The organism is Bremerella sp. JC817 (genome assembly GCF_040718835.1).
Lineage (GTDB): Bacteria > Planctomycetota > Planctomycetia > Pirellulales > Pirellulaceae > Bremerella.
The window spans coordinates 1-17,022 of sequence record NZ_JBFEFG010000281.1; the positions used below are offsets into that span (position 1 = coordinate 1).

General features: G+C 52.3%; 17 protein-coding genes, 1 tRNA gene and 1 pseudogene. 7 read left to right on the forward strand and 12 right to left on the reverse strand.

What is annotated here, in order from left to right; translation table 11 throughout:
• Window positions 1–95 precede the first annotated feature (95 nt).
• Together AB1L30_RS23190 and AB1L30_RS23195 are read right to left on the reverse strand one after the other, a co-directional pair.
• Window positions 96–725 (reverse strand): hypothetical protein, encoded by a 630-nt coding sequence (locus tag AB1L30_RS23190; RefSeq protein ID WP_367016476.1) that lies wholly within the window; start codon window positions 723–725, stop codon window positions 96–98.
• Between the two features lie 12 nt (window positions 726–737).
• Complete coding sequence (locus AB1L30_RS23195; RefSeq protein WP_367017902.1) at window positions 738–1,166, reverse strand: hypothetical protein; 429 nt, start codon at window positions 1,164–1,166, stop codon at window positions 738–740.
• Between AB1L30_RS23195 and AB1L30_RS23200 the strand changes: the two genes are divergently transcribed.
• Entirely contained in the window at window positions 1,126–1,230 is a 105-nt protein-coding gene (locus AB1L30_RS23200) for a type I restriction enzyme endonuclease domain-containing protein (RefSeq protein ID WP_367017871.1), read from the forward strand. The two genes, AB1L30_RS23195 and AB1L30_RS23200, sit on opposite strands and share 41 nt — an antisense overlap.
• Window positions 1,231–1,661: 431 nt before the next feature.
• Here the strand turns inward: AB1L30_RS23200 and AB1L30_RS23205 are convergent, their stop codons facing one another.
• The 6 genes and pseudogenes from AB1L30_RS23205 to AB1L30_RS23230 all read right to left on the reverse strand — a co-directional run.
• On the reverse strand, window positions 1,662–2,327 hold the full coding sequence (locus tag AB1L30_RS23205) for a hypothetical protein (RefSeq protein WP_367016478.1): 666 nt from the start codon (window positions 2,325–2,327) through the stop codon (window positions 1,662–1,664).
• 383 nt (window positions 2,328–2,710) lie between these two features.
• Complete coding sequence (locus tag AB1L30_RS23210) at window positions 2,711–3,319, reverse strand: transposase (protein WP_367016480.1); 609 nt, start codon at window positions 3,317–3,319, stop codon at window positions 2,711–2,713.
• Window positions 3,320–3,491: 172 nt separating this feature from the next.
• Window positions 3,492–4,187 (reverse strand): hypothetical protein, encoded by a 696-nt coding sequence (locus AB1L30_RS23215; RefSeq protein ID WP_367016482.1) that lies wholly within the window; start codon window positions 4,185–4,187, stop codon window positions 3,492–3,494.
• Window positions 4,187–5,428, reverse strand: a complete 1,242-nt coding sequence (locus AB1L30_RS23220) for an RHS repeat-associated core domain-containing protein (RefSeq protein ID WP_367016484.1) — start codon at window positions 5,426–5,428, stop codon at window positions 4,187–4,189. Before AB1L30_RS23220 ends, AB1L30_RS23215 begins: the two co-directional genes overlap by 1 nt.
• A 3-nt stretch (window positions 5,429–5,431) precedes the next feature.
• Window positions 5,432–5,773: a hypothetical protein gene (locus tag AB1L30_RS23225; protein WP_367016486.1), complete on the reverse strand. Its 342-nt coding sequence runs from the start codon at window positions 5,771–5,773 to the stop codon at window positions 5,432–5,434.
• Window positions 5,774–5,995: 222 nt separating this feature from the next.
• A pseudogene (locus AB1L30_RS23230) lies at window positions 5,996–6,094 on the reverse strand (RHS repeat domain-containing protein); the annotation flags it as partial.
• 1,261 nt (window positions 6,095–7,355) lie between these two features.
• Here AB1L30_RS23230 and AB1L30_RS23235 point away from each other — a divergent pair.
• From AB1L30_RS23235 to AB1L30_RS23250, 4 genes are all read left to right on the forward strand, one after another.
• Entirely contained in the window at window positions 7,356–8,171 is an 816-nt protein-coding gene (locus tag AB1L30_RS23235) for an AraC family transcriptional regulator (protein ID WP_367016488.1), read from the forward strand.
• Window positions 8,172–8,483: 312 nt separating this feature from the next.
• Complete coding sequence (locus tag AB1L30_RS23240) at window positions 8,484–9,509, forward strand: DUF1559 domain-containing protein (RefSeq protein ID WP_367016490.1); 1,026 nt, start codon at window positions 8,484–8,486, stop codon at window positions 9,507–9,509.
• Between the two features lie 196 nt (window positions 9,510–9,705).
• Window positions 9,706–10,023, forward strand: a complete 318-nt coding sequence (locus tag AB1L30_RS23245; protein ID WP_367016492.1) for a hypothetical protein — start codon at window positions 9,706–9,708, stop codon at window positions 10,021–10,023.
• A gap of 172 nt (window positions 10,024–10,195) precedes the next feature.
• Complete coding sequence (locus AB1L30_RS23250) at window positions 10,196–11,710, forward strand: thioredoxin fold domain-containing protein (protein WP_367016494.1); 1,515 nt, start codon at window positions 10,196–10,198, stop codon at window positions 11,708–11,710.
• An 804-nt stretch (window positions 11,711–12,514) separates the two neighbouring features.
• Here the strand turns inward: AB1L30_RS23250 and AB1L30_RS23255 are convergent.
• Window positions 12,515–12,588: transfer RNA gene (locus AB1L30_RS23255), tRNA-Met, on the reverse strand.
• Window positions 12,589–12,884: 296 nt separating this feature from the next.
• Here AB1L30_RS23255 and AB1L30_RS23260 point away from each other — a divergent pair.
• Entirely contained in the window at window positions 12,885–15,032 is a 2,148-nt protein-coding gene (locus AB1L30_RS23260) for a hypothetical protein (protein WP_367016496.1), read from the forward strand.
• Window positions 15,033–15,121: 89 nt separating this feature from the next.
• On the opposite strand, the gene AB1L30_RS23265 is transcribed toward AB1L30_RS23260, so the two are convergent.
• The 3 genes from AB1L30_RS23265 to AB1L30_RS23275 all read right to left on the reverse strand — a co-directional run bounded on the left by AB1L30_RS23265 (window position 15,122) and on the right by AB1L30_RS23275 (window position 16,481).
• Window positions 15,122–15,310, reverse strand: coding sequence for a YqaE/Pmp3 family membrane protein (locus tag AB1L30_RS23265; RefSeq protein WP_367016498.1), 189 nt, complete (start codon window positions 15,308–15,310; stop codon window positions 15,122–15,124).
• Window positions 15,311–15,375: 65 nt separating this feature from the next.
• On the reverse strand, window positions 15,376–15,846 hold the full coding sequence (locus AB1L30_RS23270; RefSeq protein WP_367016500.1) for a PA2169 family four-helix-bundle protein: 471 nt from the start codon (window positions 15,844–15,846) through the stop codon (window positions 15,376–15,378).
• A 308-nt stretch (window positions 15,847–16,154) separates the two neighbouring features.
• Window positions 16,155–16,481: a hypothetical protein gene (locus tag AB1L30_RS23275; RefSeq protein WP_367016501.1), complete on the reverse strand. Its 327-nt coding sequence runs from the start codon at window positions 16,479–16,481 to the stop codon at window positions 16,155–16,157.
• A gap of 375 nt (window positions 16,482–16,856) precedes the next feature.
• Between AB1L30_RS23275 and AB1L30_RS23280 the strand changes: the two genes are divergently transcribed.
• A complete protein-coding gene (locus AB1L30_RS23280) occupies window positions 16,857–17,012 on the forward strand; it encodes a DUF3309 domain-containing protein (protein ID WP_367016503.1) in 156 nt (51 codons plus the stop codon).
• Window positions 17,013–17,022: the final 10 nt, after the last annotated feature.

Sequence of the window (17,022 nt, forward strand, 5' to 3'; positions counted from 1 at the left end):
CGTGCGAGTAGGGCCGCATAAATTTGCCCGCCAGCTTCATGCTGAGGCGAGCCACGGCGATCAGGTTGTTTTGCTTCGTGCTCATGCCTGATAATCTAACGCTGGGGAATTGAAAACGGAAGATTGGTTTTCAACAGGGCATAATAGTTTGAAAATGACTCAAGATCGCACTCGGGCTTTTCCTTGATGGGATACCCGTAGCCTTGGTTATGAATCGCATCGATTGTTATCAAATGGATCTTCGGATTGCCTCCAAGAGTTTTAATTTCTTCTGCTAAATCTCCTGCCAGGTCCGTTGCAGCGCCACCACCATAGCTATGGCCCACCACGATGATGGTTATATCCAGCGACTTATTTCGCTTCTTCAAAGACTCTATTTGCCGTTTTATCTCACCCTTCAACTGCTGCAATTCGTTTCCTTTAGCGGCAAGTTCGTATATGTCTGCCGAATGCTTCTTACAGTCATTAAGGATTTGATTGATGCCTGACTTTGGGTTTCCAGGGGGAGTGTTTCGACCTGGAATCCCTATAATGACTACGCCGGTATTTGGGTTTTGATCTTTGATGATGTCGATGTCATCGCCATCTACTACGCTTGTCGGTTCATTTTCGTCTTCACTGCCCCAGGTGAGCCCCGTGGGATCAATGAAGTTCGTCGCCTGATTCCCCACATACCGATAAAGATTCCCATCCCCCGCCTCAAACTCAATCGGGTCCTGGCTCATCCACCTTCCCAGTTAGGCGTTGTACCACCGGTTGGTATTGTACTGCAGACCGGTGGCTTCGTCGAAGTAGCGGGCGGTGTAGCCTAGAGGGAGGGTATCGAGCGAACTGTCGGTTTCGCTCAAGACGTTGCCGAAGCTGTCGTAGGCGATGTGGTTGACGACGCTGGTCGTGTCGGTCGCTTCGTCGTATTCGATCCAGTCGCGGACCGTGTTCAGGTGATCGGTCAACGCCCACAGCACATCGCCGCTGGCGTTCTCGTCAGCCAGAAGCTGGTCGACACTTGGCCCCCACAACAGGCGGTGATCGACGTCTCCGCTATCGTCCAACTCTAGCAAGATCTGATTGCCGTCGTAAATGAAGGTGCCTGACTCGTCGACGGTCACCGAAGTCCGCAGCAGCGTGACGATCGACTGGCAGCACCGCGAAAACGCCCGAGCCAAGATCCGCATCCTCGTCCGCCGAGTCCTCCGAAAGCACGGCTATCCGCCTGATTTGGAAGCGTAAGCGACGAAACTGGTTTTGGAGCAGGGGGAGGCTTTGTTCTCTAGGCGGAGTTCCTCTTCAAGGTGAAGCCTGATTGCAATGCTACTCGCGATATGGCTTCGTTGTTTGACGCGAAGCGAAGCTTCCGCGATGCAAACATCTCGCTGCACAGGCTCAGCCTAACCCGTGTGATCGACCTCCTGCAAGAAGCAATGCGCGAACGACTATCAGGCCACTGCCACACGGACCTCGACTTCGTAGCCTGCCTGAAAACCGACGAATCACATCCGCATCACACGCCAGCAGAGCCGCAACTACCTAAAGAGAAAGCAACCGCTCTGTTGCGGCTTCCCCACCATAAAGAACGCCATTGACACGCTAATCGCTTAAGCGAGAGAGGTCTTGCAGAAGCATTACCGGCCTAGATCGCATCCATTCGTAAAACATGGTCGCTACTTTTCCTCGTTGCTATCTATGCTATGGCAGATTGCCCGCACCATGTCCATATTTAGCCCGTTACTGCTATTGGTGTTATATAACAGTGTGATATACCGCGTTGAACCAATAGCATGCCATTGAAAGGTTGCCCGACATCCTTCAACAACCAAAAGTCCTTCCCCCTGGTGCGACCGATAGACTTCGACAAAGTCTCCAGCATGCCCCAATCTTAATGAAGCACAAAACGAGTGCCAAGCAACGTCGTCCGCCGACATGCTCCAAGAAAAATCTCGCAACTGGACTTCGTAAAGTTCCTTCCGGAAATCAATCCATGACAGCGGGCTCTCGTGGGGGTACAAGTTTTTTGCTATGGATAACACCGGAGTATTGTCAACGTCAATTGTCTGGGATTCCATTACTCCAATCATTAACGGCTGTGATTCGAAGATTGTAACGGAATCAGAACGTTTGACAGCAACTTGGTCAAACATCGCAGGTGGAAGCCTAAAGCTGATATGGCCCGTGGTAGCCTCGACCCACTCTTCCGGACAGGTTACCACCGGCATCGAAGTAACAGGAATGTCTCGTTCCGAGTCAGCGTCAATCTGTGGCTCATAATAGAGCTTCCACATTAAATGCTGACGATAGGAGTAGGTCATTGCCAATGCGGCAACAGCCATGACCCCTGCGGTAAGCAGTCCAAGCCTCCAGTGTTTAAATTTTCTCAATTGGCAAAGCTCCAGGCAAGGTGCTCTCAAATGGCATTCAAAAATACATTTGCATGGCGTTCAGTTAATTCCAAGTCATTAAATATCATTTTTATAGTGCTTTTCGGCATAGTCCATTGCTTGAGATCTGATCGCGGCAATATCCTCTGGTGTCAATTCGAAAAGCGATAAAAACCCGAGGTTTGCACTTATCCCGGAGGCGGCTGGCTTCCAGTCGAGTGATTTATAGTCAACCTCGATCCAGTCGGCTGGGTGGCACTGCTAATCCAGTCATTTGTCAAGCTTCAGGGTGTGCCACTGCTGCCCTCAGCAGTGTGAACCTGCCAATCGGCCCATCAACTGTTTTCCTTCTGAACCCCGAAACCGTTCCACCAACTTGGATCCGGTAGTGTCAGTCTCGGCCACTCAGGCCTTGTGGTTCTCTCTTCGTAGAACTTGGCACTGGACCATTTCCAGTCGACGGGTCTACGGCAAAGGCCTCGTTTGACTGGGTTGTTATGAATGTACTCGATACTGGCGGCGACGGCTTCGGGGCTGTACAGGTTTCGGTCGAAGCCGCCTCCCTCTTGCCAGAATCGGAAGGTCTGTTGGCCTGGGCGTTGTTGGATGGTTAACTTGGCCAACAGGGGTGACTGGTGCTGGAGCAGTAGTTGCTTGATCCCTACCGACGATTGACGCTTGGTCCAGGCCAGTAGCTTGCTGACGGTTGCCGAGGATTCGGTCGGGTCAACCAGCAAGTGAACATGCTCGGGCATGAACACGAATGCAAACAAGTGAAACCGAGCCAGTTCACAGCCGGAATCGAGTCTTGCCGCCACGATCCTCCGCCAGGGATCACTCGTCAGCAAAGGAAACCTTCGGTAGGTGGAAAAGGTCAACTCATGCAGGTGACTTGAGCCTTTGTAGCGCCTGACCTGTTTCCGATGGGCGGATGAACGTTTCATGGGCTCATCGTAACGAGTCGGAAGAGGGAAGAGGGAAGAGAATGTTCTGCTGGTGAATTGAGTCGATTGGCACTTCACACTGCTGAGGGCAGCAATCATTCCGTAAGGTCAAACACGATTGCCGCGAGATTGGCCAAGTTATCGCGACGCAAGAGGACGGCAGCGATGACTCCTAATCGTTTACATGATATTGTTTCAATGTGATTTCGCGGTTCGGCAAGCTTTCCTCGGCCCCTGTATGTTCGACGAGAACCCTTGTTGGTGTGTATTCAGATAACCACCACATCTCGCCATCGGCAAATACTGCTAAGATACCATCAGGAGACATGTCACCAACAACTGATCCCTTTGTTAAGCGTTGAAACTCTTTTAAGTCGTCTGCCAGGTACCATTTTGATGACAAACTGGACGACCCAATAAGTGTCATCCGATTAATATTTCTTGACGGCCTATGATCATCGGTAGGCCATACCCCAATAAAAGTCATCCTGGAGTCTTCCGAAGTAGTTCCGAGCATGGCATCCTCAACCAAGTCAGAAAACCGTTGACAATCCACTTCTTGCTGTGAGGCGATAGAGTCTAGTATATCACTCGCAGGTCCTCCCTTAGGCTCAATTGACGCCGCCATTTCCATTTGCCAGCCTATACGGTCTCCGCACGAAGATGTGCCAATGCAGTATGGGGGAAAGTGCGCGTGCCGGAAACGATAAGACTCGACGAATATCATAGCATTGCGGCAGTCCAGCATTATGCGATTGCGCTCTGCCTGTTGCACGGCATTATTCGTTGCCATTGCAATCAGAGTAACTGATGCTATTGCGGCCATCGCTAATCCGGAAAGCAATAATAACCTGGGAGCCTTTATCATTACTCTAGCTCCTCAAGGCATATGTTGTCAGCTGGGCCCTGCGGGCCTTCGCCAGCCGATACGACGAAGTAAACGACATAAACTGCATTTTGCCAGCTCCAGCCTGGCGTCGGGCCAGTAAGTGGGTCATAGTAGACGCCACCAAATATATTGGCCGCGTGAATCAAATGTCCCTCCGGAGAGATAATTACTGGTTTTCCTTGGCGTCCATTTATGACAGTGATGCTATCGGTAGCGCCAAACCATAGGTTGCGTTCAGGATCGTAATACTGAAAATCGTAACGCCGACCGGGAGCTGCGGTGTCGATAGAAACGGTCCCATCTGCGCGAATATGAATCGCTGGCTGAGTCGTCTCTGTGACTTTGTATCCTGGAAATGTTAAGCTGATAATCTCAAATGTCGCCGATGGATTATCCCTCTCAAGCTTCATTTTTGCGGCCATTGCCCTGCCAAATGTCGGATATCCATATTTGCCTTGAAGTGGGTATCTCAGCACTTCTTGTTGAGTGCGATTAATACCAAGTCCAGTGACGCCAAAGCATCCAAGTTCAGTCTGTGTCTTCCACGCGTTATTCGCTGGAGCCAAAAACACGGAAGTTGACGATGAGCTCGGATAACCATCCTTAGCAATTAAAGGAAACACATCCCGGTGCGCTTCAGCCCAGCTAAAGGTGGATTCTTTTCCAAGGGCTTTTACCAACTGCCACCCGGGCTTCTTTAAAGATACAAACTCGGCATCTGAGTATCCATTAAAGAGTGGTGGCTTATTTATGAAATCGATTCTTTCGAAGGACATGCCCAGGTCATTAAATGTTACTCGTTTTATTTTAAGGATCTTCAATCCACTCGGATCCGAATGGGCCAGGGGATTAGCAAAAACATAGCGACTCAGGTTTACGTCACCCGCCCCAAACCCAATCGGGTCTTCGCTAATCCACTTGCCAACTGCGGCGTCGTAGTACCTTGCCCGATTGTACTGCAAATCATTCTCTTCATCTCGTTCCCGCCCAGTAAACGCGAACAAGAAGTCAACGGCTGAACTCGTCTCAGAGACAATATTCCCGAACGAATTATACGCCAAATGATTCTGAACCGTGGTTGTATCGGTTCCAGCATTGTAATCGACAAGGTCACGAACCGTTCCTAAATGGTCCGTCAATGCCCACAGAACATCCCCAGCGGAGGAGGTACTGGTTACCTCTTCGCTGGCTAGGATCTGATCAACGTTCGGGCCGTACATGAATCAGTCGGTCAGGTCGTCGTTTTCGTCGAATGCGAGCAAAATGTGGTCACCGGCGTTACCCATTTCTTCTCGTAGACCGTCGTAAATGTAGGTTTCCTCGGTGGCGGTTCCGCTACCAGCTCCGTCGGAATCGATTGTTTTGACGATGCGGCGATTGAAGACATCGTAGGTGTACTCGACTTCATGGGTGACCGTACCGCCGCTGGTATTCGTGGTGATTCCAACCAGGCGGTTACGGTAGTCCCAGGTATACTCGATCACTTCACCGGTGCTGATGTTCGTCTTGGTGAGGCGGTTTCCTTCGTCATCGTACATATAGTTGTAGGTGCCGTCTGACAGCAACCGATTGTTGGCTCCGGTGCTGTACCCGCCGCCGGTGCGGTTGCCGTTATAGTCGTAGTTGTATTCTTCATCATTTGCGGTGCCGGCTCGGTGGGCATCGGTAAGCTGATCCGCGGCGTCGTAAAAGTAGTTCGCATCTTCATTGGCATGGCCATAGACCGTGAAAGAGGTCAGGTGATAGACGGAATCGTAGCCGAACGTGTAGCCGGCAAGCGTTGTGCTGCTTGCGTCGGCATGTGTCAGGCTCGTCAGGTTATCATTCGCGTCATAGGCGTACTCCGTTTCACCACCTTCGGCATCGGTCTTCTTAATCAGGCGAACCTGGTTGTCGTACGCATAGCTGGTCGGTTTCTTTCGTCATCGACACGATCGACTATGGTGATCTCTTACTGCCGGTAAACGTCTCTGGCGTTTCTCCCTATGGTGTGTGGGGAGCATTGGGATCTAAGTCGGGCGGTGAAACGGCCAACCTACCGTAGTCTCACGCTCACAGAAAAGTGCACTCGTCTCCGGAAACGTCCGATCCGGGGACGGCGATAACCGATGTCCAAGGCCACGTGGAGATGGGGACCGTCATGCCTGGTGACGGTGTCCTTCCCAGTAAATACTCAGTCACCGTCAGCAAGTCGATCGATGATCCAAAATTGAAGAATCGGAGGAAGCCCCGACGGGACGCTATTACTCAATCCCGCAGCTCTACCACGTGCCCAAGAAATACCTCGACCCAAAATCCTCTGGCTTGACGGCAACCGTTCAGAAAGGCGAAACAAATACCGTGCAACTCGATCTCAAGAACCAGTAACAAAACAGTTCGCCGGGGTTTCCAGATCAGCTTCTGGTAGAAGTACTACCGGATGTATGACGCTTGGTTGTTTTTTCCCCAAGGGCTGAATAGCACTGGCCACTCCCACTCACCTAGCCCATGACGAACGGGAGCAGTCACATTAGGTGACCAACGTGCTGGATGGTTGCTCGATCCTTGCTAGATCGTCGGGCCGACGCGTCCACCTTGATTCAGAAAATGAGTGTAAGTCACGGTGGTGTGAACGCCCTACTGGCCCAGCCGGATCAATTGATGCCATCCCGCCAATGGGCTTAGCCCGGGTTGAGCCATCGAACTTCAAATACGCTCAGGTCGAACCACCTTCGGTCAATCCGATTCGGCATCTGATGCTTATCCAAGAATCTCTGCCTAATTGTATTGGAGCGTGCTGACGTCGATTCGACGAACAGAAGCTGCGAATTGTGAAACAGCTTCTTTGTCGCGCTATGCTGCAAAAGTTGATGGCAATGGTTTGAGCTTACGCACAACTACCTTCGGTTGCTTAGAGCACCCATCTAGGAAAAGTCTCAGTTGAGCGGAAAAAAACGGACTTACCATGGAGTGGACTTCAGGTAACACTGTAATGGAGTCAGTTTCGTTTTCGTGAGTATGGGGAAAAGCGACGATCGCACCATGGATGCAGCTCAGTTTGTCCAGATCCGAGACCAGCTAAGAATGAGTCCAGGGAGCTGGAGCAAGATTAGCGATAGTTCTCAAGCAGTGGTCGAACGATTCGTAGGGCTCCATCGTATTTCTCACATGTCACGACGCTGGGAGTTTTCCGAGCAGTTGATGTCGGAAGCGTTCCTGGCAAAGTCCTCGCCCAACGATGATTTCTTCCTCTCCCTCGTCGCGACTAGCCGGCAATCGGGGGGCGTAGAACACGACTTCGGTGCGGGCGCCTTCGTGCGCCCACACATGCGGGGAAGCATGACGTTCGGGGACGAGCGATACGAACATCGCTGTCAGGGTAGTGGTCCGATCCACTCCTATCTCATGTTTTGGCGTAGGGATTGGGCCCTGGAACGGATTCGAGATATTACGCAGGGAAATCCTTTCTCATTGGAAATATTGCACTCGAAGACCATTCGAGATGAAGGTCTGGAAATCTTGATGCGGAAAATGGCGACCAAAGCCAAGTTGGCTGTTTCCCAAGATGACATTCTGGAGCTTGATGAAATTCAAGACATGATTTTCACGCGTCTTCTCTCGATTGCCCAGACAAAACTCCCTCAGCGTTCGATGGCCACTCCTCGTAATTCGCGTATGTTTAGCGCGATTATCGACTACATCCAGGCCAATTTGAGCGGCTCGTTGACCCTCGAGGAATTAGCCGCGGTGGCTGGCGTAAGTCGCAGTCAATTCACCAAGATATTTCGCCAGACCATGCAGATGTCGGTCCGGCAATACATTCTTTACGTGCGAAGCGAACGAGCCAAACAACTTCTTCGACATTCGGCAGACGATCTTCAGACGATCGCCAAAGCATGTGGCTACCATGATCACCCCCACTTTTGTCGAGAGTTCATCAAACACGTCGGGGTGAGCCCCAACACATTCCGGCAGCAATGCTAAAGCCGTTCGCGCTGGCGGCTTCTCCCTTGGCCAGCTTCTATGCCTAGTTTCGCAGCACTCTCTCTGGGCACGACGCCAGCGCTGTGGCCGAATTTACAAGCCCCGCAGCATCACAGCGATTCTCGAACGCGGCTTGTCATTCTCAGGCTGTCTCTCTGATTGCCGTAAATAAAAGGTCATCAATAACTTACGGACTTCACCGGAAGAACTACCGGAATCGATCTGAATCTGAGTTGGCATATCGATTGCGATTGTTGCATCGCAAATCGGCGTCCCCAATTCCATCCTTTCTCGCATTATTTTGAGGTACGTATGAAACGCCCTGCTTTTACTCTCGTGGAACTCTTAGTCGTCATTGCTATTATCGGTGTCCTCATCGCTTTGCTACTGCCAGCCGTACAGCAAGCTCGCGAAGCCGCTCGGCGTATGAGTTGCAGCAACAACTTGAAGCAACTCGGTCTGGCCTGCCACAACTACAACGATACCTTCAAAGTGTATCCTAACGCGTCGATCGATCAGGAATGCGGCATTACTCGTGGCAACTACCAATCGGCGCCCTTCCCCGGTGGTGGCACATCGCAATGGTCTTGGGGAGCGACGCTTCTTCCTTTCATGGAGATGTCGGGCCTATACGAGACCCTGCAACCTGGAAACAATCGTCTGGCCGATCTACTGGATGACCAGACCGCATTGGGCATCATGCAGCAGCACTACCCGCAATTCCGCTGCCCTTCCGATACGGCTCCTGATACGAATGAGAACCGCACGCTGATGAGCCGTAGCGGAAAAGAAGTCGCCACGTCCGTGTCGAACTATATCGCCGGCAATTGTTCGTTTGACTACAGTCTCTTTCGCGGAGATGTTGCGAGCAACGTCGATTGGCCGAATGGGGTTTTTAACTGGGGGCTATATGCCAATGGAGCGATGCCATCGCACGGAAACAACCGGACTGCGGAAATGACCGATGGCCTGTCGAACTCTGCCTTATTCAGTGAGCGAACCTGGACGATGAATCATCCTGCATCCAGTACGACGCTCATTCCCACCAACGCCGCAGTTCTATTTGGCAACAACGTGTCAACCGGCAGCTATGGCCTGCGAAGCCAATTGGCAGCCGTTATCTTCGGAGCCAGCTATGGAGTCAATGACCCGATCTACGGGAAATATGGCGGTGTCAGCAGCCAACATCCCGGTGGCGCGATGATGGCACTCTGCGATGGATCAATTCGTTTTATTCCCGAAACCATCGAACTGACCACGGGCGATCTGAACTTTACTAACAGTGCCTACGAGCAACTCGTGGGAGTCAATGATGGACAAGTACTGAGCGATTTTTAAATCCCCCGACGAGCAAGTGTAGTCGTCCGTTATCCACTGCCTTCCGCAAAACACAAGAACAATGATATCAATTTGTTATTCAAACGTTCGGTTTGGTGTCCTGCTGCTAGGATTTCTTCTGGTAATCGGCGGGTGCTCGCAACCACCCGTAGAGTTGGGATATGTCTCTGGTTTCATCACGGTGGATGGTGAACCAATGGACAACGTAAACATCTCGTTTCGCCCTATGGATGGAGGTCGTCCTTCGTTTGGACTGACCGATTCGAAAGGTTACTACACGCTGTATCACACCAGCAAGTTTCAAGGGGCAGAACTGGGAGAACACAAAGTTGAAATCGACCTAATGCCCAACTCCTCGTTCTATGCCAAGACGAAGTTGACACCCAAGATGGGGCCGCAGCTTGGCGATGGCTCAGGGGTCTCTTTAGGCAAAGAGATGTCGAAGAAGATGGTCGAGTCTGGCTCGCAGACCTACGATTTCGAACTTAGCCAGTCGCAGCTTCCTAAACCATAGTCTTGGAACGTGATCGTCAACTTCTAGTTAACTTCAGCTCGCCGCTACGATCCGATCCGCGGTGAGCCCCAGGCTCGGATAGTTTTTCAATCTTGGTTCCAGCCGCAACCGGGCTTCGATAGTGGGAGCCTGTGCGTGCCAAGTATGCCTCGCGTTCGCTGAAAGTCTATTTATGTTTCGGTTTTACCAATCCATCTGCCTGTCGCTCACCCTACTGTTGGCTGCTAATGCTCCTTGCTTGTCCGGCGAAGAATCGGATTCGGCTATCCACTGGCGGACCGACTTTGCCACCGCCCAAGAGGAAGCAAAACAGAACAGCAAGGCAATTCTTTTGTTTTTTACGGGATCCGACTGGTGCGTTTACTGCAAGAAACTGGAACAGGCTGCTTTCCACGACGAGACATTCATTCAATCGATCGAGGCAAGTTTCATTCCAGTTATGCTCGACTTTCCCACCGGATTTGAACTGGAAGAAAAGCTCACCCAGCAAAACGAGCAACTGCGGGATCGGTACGGAATCCAAACCTATCCGACGTTGCTTTTCACAGACGCCGATGGCCGGGTCTTCGGTTTGAAGCTTGGGTTCAATGGAGAGAAGGAAGAGTTGTTGGCGAACCTTGAGCAGATGGATTCCGCCGGTCAAATACTGAGCAAAATCGCTCAGGGTGGTGGTCCCGACAACGTGGAAGATCCGCAACTGCTGGCTGACTTTCTGGGGCAACTCTCCCGAAGCGTCGTGGGTCAACATTGGCAGGACGTCCTGGAGAAAGCAATTGAATTGTCCGCTTCGTCCAACCCAGACTTGCATCAGAAGCTGGAGCAAGAGAAAGATGCAATTGCCAAACAGGTTGCCGTCGACGCCACAAGCAAGAAGATCCAGGAGATGTTCAGGTCGGGAACCTCTGCGGAAGAGCAAGTGAAGATCCTTGAGACAATGTTGCCGGCAGCCGAGCAGAATGACGAGATGAAAAAGCTCGTCTATCTGCAATACAGCGCTATGCTCTCGCATAGTGGGCAACACGAAAAGTCGCTCGCCTGGGCCAAGAAGGTGGCCGATGCTCCCTGGGCTGGCCGGCGAGAGAGATTTCTGGCATTCGACTTTCAAGTAAAGCAGTATTTTCGTCTGGGCCAATTGGATGAAGGCATGCAACTGATTCCACACATGTGGGATGAGTATCCTGGAAAGCCTTCCTCGCCCAAAGAAGTCTGGATTGCGGAAACCGCTACCCAGGAGTTATTCTTCGCGGGTAAGCATGACAAGTGCCTAGACCAGGTTGAACTACTTCTGCGGAAAGCGGAGCCTGGCAGCTCTGAACAAGCCAAAGCGTACCTATTTGGTAGTCGCAGTTTGGCTGCCCTGGGAACCAATTTTCCCCTGCGGGCCGCTTATCTGGAAAAGCTTGCACCCAGTCAACGATCCAACATTGATAGGGCCTTCACCTGGGCCGAAGCCGCTGTTTGTTATCGAATAGGCGGTAACGAAGAGAAATCGCGTCAGCTGATCGAGTCGATCGACGAAGACCTCCTGGCCAATGCTGACCAGACGCAACAAGCGAAATGGAAACGTGCTCAGAAAGCGGCTCTCGGAACGCCAATCGACGCCGTGCGATACTTGATGACGCTGCCCGGTGCCCCTAAGCAGAAGTTAGGAGCTCGGATTGAACAGCTGAAGTCTGGCTCAAGTTGAACGAATGATGAAAACAATCAGGTGAACCTGGGTTCCGTCCATTTGTCAATCTAGCTTGTTCGCGTGCTATGTTGTAGAGATTGTTTTCAATTCCCTAAGAGTGTCTTCTCGCCTAAAGCAATAATCATTTCGCAGACATGTTCTCTTGTCCGCGGTCCTATTTTCCGATTGAGTTGAGATCCACAAGGTTTCTTCAGTTTGCTGGGCGAAAGCAGGAACTTCTGTCGTTTGATGATTGTGTCAATCTCATGAACAATCTTTCCAAGCTTCGCGCCGAACTTAGCGAGTCAGTTTCTATCATGAGCGGTCGGCTCCTGATCCGCTTGGCCAATCTGGACCGGGTATTTCATTTTTGGTTTTCAAGATTTGACCTACCGTCCCGTACCAATACATTGAGTGCTGGAAGACTTCCCTAGAGGCCCGAGTCGAGCCATATTTCGAATCCCCCTTCTTGCCCTAGGAAGAACCATCATGCGTCGGCAACGGCTACGGATAATGCGACGTGAACACAAGCAGCTTATACACAGGTTTGCGTCTGCCTCACTCTAAAGAGCCCAACACCCTATTAACCCGGCGGTAGTGTCTCTGCAAAATTGGTGAGACAAAGGCCAAATTCAGCCTCTGAGTGCTCATGTTCAGAACTGCCGGGTTATGTCTCTCTTAGACAGAGACAACCACGTAAAGAAAACGCGTCCACGCAACTCGTTGCGTGTTCACGGGATAAAACGACGAACTTCCATCCCTGCCTCAGCGAAGGCACGAAAAAACCCTGGTTGAGCGTTATTCGCTAAACCAGGGTTTAAGTGGCGGGGGCCGGATTTGAACCGACGACCTCGAGGTTATGAGCCTCGCGAGCTACCTAGCTGCTCCACCCCGCGTCAATGAGTACACACGAGTCAGGTACTCGTTCGTTGAGTTGTTGAATTTTAGGTAAAGGGCATTCTTTGTCCAGGGGGCCTACGGGTCTTTTTGGTCGAGAATCGATTTACTGCGGCACTTCTCTGGCTTTCACTCTGGAATTTCTGGCACAATCGTTAATTCCGGTCCCTTCAGTCATGTGTTGCTGGTCGTTAAGGGATATCATTGCTTTGGCGCCGCCGAATTCGGCACCTAGATTCTCCTAAGCGCTACGATTGCAAAGGATTGCGGATTTTTTTAGGGAGTTCACGAGTACGTGACCGGAGATGATCAAGCTTCGCCAGGGGGTTCGCAGGACGATGCGAACTCGCGCGAAGGCAAAGGGCCGGCCAACGATGGCCCCAAGAAGGCACCGATTTCATTCGGCGGTACTCCTGCGAGCGCAGATGCATGGAATGTGGTTCCGACGTCCACTGCCCCGTCGGCCAACCCGCATGCTCAGCCGCTGAAGATGCCGCCGGCGAAGAAGGCGGACAAGGCACCTCTTTCTCCCACGACGCCACCTCCAGCTCAGTCGTCGCCAGAACCAAGTCCTTCCCAACCTTCCGCACCGGAACCTCCCAGCGCGAAGCAGGCACCTCAACCGGTCGAAGAATCCAAGCAGCCCACTAAGCCTGAACCGGCGGCCCGGAAGCCGGCAAAAGAAAAGCCAAAGTCGAAGAAAGCTGCTCCTCAGGAACAACCTTCGGCCGAAAAGACCGTCAAGCCGCCCCCCTCGCCTCCGCCGAAGCGAGAGAAAAAGCCCGCCACAACCAAGTCGCAGGCCGAGAAGCCCAAGCCCGCCCAGCCGAACGAGAAGCCATCGACAACGTCCGCTGCCCAACAGGTCGAGCCACCGAAACAGAATCCCCCTAAGCGACCTTCCGCGGCGCCCGATTCCAGCGATATTCCCCCGAAAACGAAGCGACGCCATCCTGATATTCCGATCGTCGAAAAACAGGACCCACCTCCTTCCTTGGTCGATGCTGAGAAAGAAGAGGAGGCCTTAGTCGAAAAAGTTCGCGGGATCGCAATTCATCAAACGCCTGCTTGGCTGGTCAGCTTGATCATTCACTTCGCGGCGGTGATCTTGCTCGCCTTGTTCACAGTCGTCTCGTATCAGAACGAGCCGATGACCGTTGAAGCGACCTATTCCGAGCAACTGGGCGAACAGCTCGAGTTCGAGATCATGGTGCTCGATACACAGGAATTCGAAATCGATGCCAACTCCGGCGCTCTCGAGAGTCTGACCAATTCGCAAGAGCTTCCGATTCCTCGGTCGTTGACACAGATCGATTTAATCGGAACCGAAGCAGCTCGGCTCGAAGAACAGGAAACTCCAGGCGTCGATCTTCAAGCACGTGGCGAAGGGGCGACCCGCCGGGCCATGCTCAAGGCCTATGGTGGTAACGCAACCACCGAACAGGCCGTCGCTGCCGCACTCGAGTGGCTGAAGCGAAACCAGATGAAAGATGGTTCGTGGAGCCTCAAAGGAGATTACACAGATGGATCAGGCGTCGAGAATACCATCTCGGCAACCGCGATGGCGCTGCTTGCCTTTCAGGGAGCTGGCCATACCGATCGCAGTGGTACCCATGCCAAGACGGTGGCAAAAGGTTGGAACTACCTTTTGCGTCAACTGGATGCCGACGGAAGCTTCATAGAACGAGCTGCCATCCCGAATCAGCATCGCCCTTACACCCAAGCCCAGGCCACCATCGCACTGTGCGAGCTTTATGCGATGACCGGGGATGAAGAGCTTCGCCCGAAAGCACAAGCGGCGATCGACTTTGCGATTGAATGGCAGGCCCCGGAAGGTGGCTGGCGGTATCAACCGCAAGTTGAATCAGATCTTTCGGTGACTGGCTGGTTCCTGATGGCACTGCAAAGTGCACGGATGGGCAACCTGGATGTTCCCGACAAGGTTTTCGCGAACGTCGATGGCTTCCTGGAAACCGTGGCGACAAAGCCCGAGTCCGAGCAATCGTTCGCAGTAGGAAGCCGCTATCAATATCGAGACTCTCGCGCTGAAAAAGCGACGCCCACGATGACGGCAGAGGGCTTGCTTTGCCGGCAATACCTCGGTTGGAACCAGAACGACCCACGACTTGTCGCTGGGATGGGCTACCTGCTCGACAATCCCATCAACTGGAACGAGCCCAACGTCTATTACTGGTATTACGCCACCCAGGTCGCCCATCACATGGAAGGTGATGCCTGGCGGAACTGGAACAAAGACATGCGTCAGATCATCCCTGAGAATCAGGTTCAAGGGGGACGCGAGAAAGGAAGCTGGAGTCCAGCACGTGATGACAACGGGGTGAAAGCAGGCCGTTTGTTCATGACCTGTTTGTGCACGTACATGTTGGAAGTCTATTACCGCCACTTGCCTCTCTACAGCAAGCATCAATTGATCGGCGGTTGACCATCGAGATGATGGTCAAGAAAAAGAGAACGCCCGGGCCTTCCTGCCGGTGCAGGCAAGCCCGAGCGTTACTCTCTCGTTGGAATTTCTTACTTCCGCAGAATAATCCAGACCGCGTGGATGATACCGGGGACGTAACCAAACAACGTCAACAGAATATTCAGCCAGAAGTGCAGACCAATACCGACCTCGAAGAACACACCTACCGGTGGCAGGATGATGGACAAGAGGATTCGCAGGACGTCAGCAGTTCCTTCGTTTTTAGCGACCGTGGTCATTGCTATTGCTCCTAAAATGCAAGTGATATTTCAAACCGAGATCAAAGGGATCGGGTGTTACCCGATTAATTGGCACGTCGATGAGCATCACGGATCGCACGTACGCGATCGTGAGCGACTCGAACGCCGCCATATTGTCGATGAAGAATATCGCTGACCGCCGAGCCAGGGTCACGGGTCAGGATCTCCTCGTATTTCTTTTGAATCTTGTCTTCCGCACTCTCTGCTTCGTCGAGCATGGCGGTCGTCCCGGCACCGAGCGTTGATCGAAGACTGATTAAGATTCGATGACAAGCCGCGGCGAACGTACCAGTCTCATTTGGCTTCGCCTGATTGCTGTTAAGCAGGGCTTCCAACTCGGCAACGTTACGATTGCGTTCACTGGCGAGCTCGCGAAACATAATGGCAACCGAAGCATTTGTCGTGCCATCGGCGAGTTCCTGAAACGTATCGCGACTATCGACATTGATGTGGATCAATTCTTGAAGGCTTGCGAGCGTGGCGTCCGAGAGCTTCGTTTTCGTTTCGAGAGTCATTGGTTTCCTCCACCACTGGGCTTGAGTTATTTCCCGCTATTCGACGGTCCCTCAAGCTTCTTGGGCTTCTTGGGATGTTGCTAACTAAATAACGCAAGCGGCATGCCACAGCGTAAAGTTCTCAATATTGAAGCATTCTGGACGAAGTGGTTGGCTTCTAAGCGATCGACCAGCGCTTTCGAAACTCACCTCTTTGGCGAGTGATCCATTGCCATCAAGAAACAACAAAGGCCTGCCTCGAGTAATCAAGGCAAGCCTTCGCTTGAAACCTGGTCCCCACGATCCTAGATGGATCATGTCAGGAGTAATTATTCCGGCGAACCCGTTTCAGGTTCGGCGGTTCGATCAGGGTTGGGGACTGGGGTGATTGTGTCCGAATTGTCGTCTGGCGTTACTTCTTCAACACCCTCTTCGATCGATTCGGCTGACTTGTTAATAAACTCTTCGGTCGCTTTCACTGCCTTGTCGGTATCTTCCTTGAGCTCTGTCTTGTTGATCTCAATGGTGCTCTTGTCAGGAGAGTCGCTCATCTCGACCCAGCCCATGCTCAGACCAATACCAGCAAACAGCAGAACCAGAACAGCGATCGTGGCGAGGAGACCAGCGACGGCCCCACCTTTTCGTGAATTTTTCATCGTTACATTCCTTCTTTAGCGGTTGATAGTGCGTCGATCGAAACCAGTTTGGCCGAGGGCGACGCGGTGTCTCGCAAGGTGGTAATGCAGGTGGTATGCCAAACGCGATCTTTCGCCGACTTTCCCTTGCGTATTCGGGTTACGGCGAGGTTTACCCACCAGCGGGTCGAAGGCAGGTCACCTTGACCGTATTTCGCTCATCCCGTCAGGACTGGGTTGGGCTCAAAGCTCTCAATTCGCCCCGTTATGGGTGGTGGCGTTACGGGATACCGAGCTCCACTTCAGCTCCGGCACGCAAGTTGCTGACTTGACGTAATGCTAATTCAGCAACCAACAACTTGAGCCAATACCGCTAAAGGCGGAGGAGATGAAAAGATGGGTATCTTAGAATTACTGCTACTGATCGTGCTGATCATGGTGCTGCTGGGTGCCCTTCCCGCCTGGCCCCATAGCCGTTCGTGGGGCTACGCCCCGAGTGGTGGCGTTGCGACAATCCTTGTGATCGTGCTGCTATTAATTCTGCTGTTCTGATCGCCCCAAA

What these genes read in the sequence shown, in the direction of transcription:
- AB1L30_RS23190 (WP_367016476.1), bottom strand. Translation starts at nt 725, where the DNA reads ATGAGCCAGGACCCGATTGAGTTTGAGGCGGGGGATGGGAATCTTTAT.
- AB1L30_RS23205 (WP_367016478.1), bottom strand. Translation starts at nt 2,327, where the DNA reads ATGGCTGTTGCCGCATTGGCAATGACCTACTCCTATCGTCAGCATTTA.
- AB1L30_RS23210 (WP_367016480.1), bottom strand. Translation starts at nt 3,319, where the DNA reads ATGAAACGTTCATCCGCCCATCGGAAACAGGTCAGGCGCTACAAAGGC.
- AB1L30_RS23215 (WP_367016482.1), bottom strand. Translation starts at nt 4,187, where the DNA reads ATGATAAAGGCTCCCAGGTTATTATTGCTTTCCGGATTAGCGATGGCC.
- AB1L30_RS23220 (WP_367016484.1), bottom strand. Translation starts at nt 5,428, where the DNA reads ATGTACGGCCCGAACGTTGATCAGATCCTAGCCAGCGAAGAGGTAACC.
- AB1L30_RS23235 (WP_367016488.1), top strand. Translation starts at nt 7,356, where the DNA reads ATGTCACGACGCTGGGAGTTTTCCGAGCAGTTGATGTCGGAAGCGTTC.
- AB1L30_RS23240 (WP_367016490.1), top strand. Translation starts at nt 8,484, where the DNA reads ATGAAACGCCCTGCTTTTACTCTCGTGGAACTCTTAGTCGTCATTGCT.
- AB1L30_RS23245 (WP_367016492.1), top strand. Translation starts at nt 9,706, where the DNA reads ATGGACAACGTAAACATCTCGTTTCGCCCTATGGATGGAGGTCGTCCT.
- AB1L30_RS23250 (WP_367016494.1), top strand. Translation starts at nt 10,196, where the DNA reads ATGTTTCGGTTTTACCAATCCATCTGCCTGTCGCTCACCCTACTGTTG.
- AB1L30_RS23265 (WP_367016498.1), bottom strand. Translation starts at nt 15,310, where the DNA reads ATGACCACGGTCGCTAAAAACGAAGGAACTGCTGACGTCCTGCGAATC.
- AB1L30_RS23270 (WP_367016500.1), bottom strand. Translation starts at nt 15,846, where the DNA reads ATGACTCTCGAAACGAAAACGAAGCTCTCGGACGCCACGCTCGCAAGC.
- AB1L30_RS23275 (WP_367016501.1), bottom strand. Translation starts at nt 16,481, where the DNA reads ATGAAAAATTCACGAAAAGGTGGGGCCGTCGCTGGTCTCCTCGCCACG.
- AB1L30_RS23280 (WP_367016503.1), top strand. Translation starts at nt 16,857, where the DNA reads ATGGGTATCTTAGAATTACTGCTACTGATCGTGCTGATCATGGTGCTG.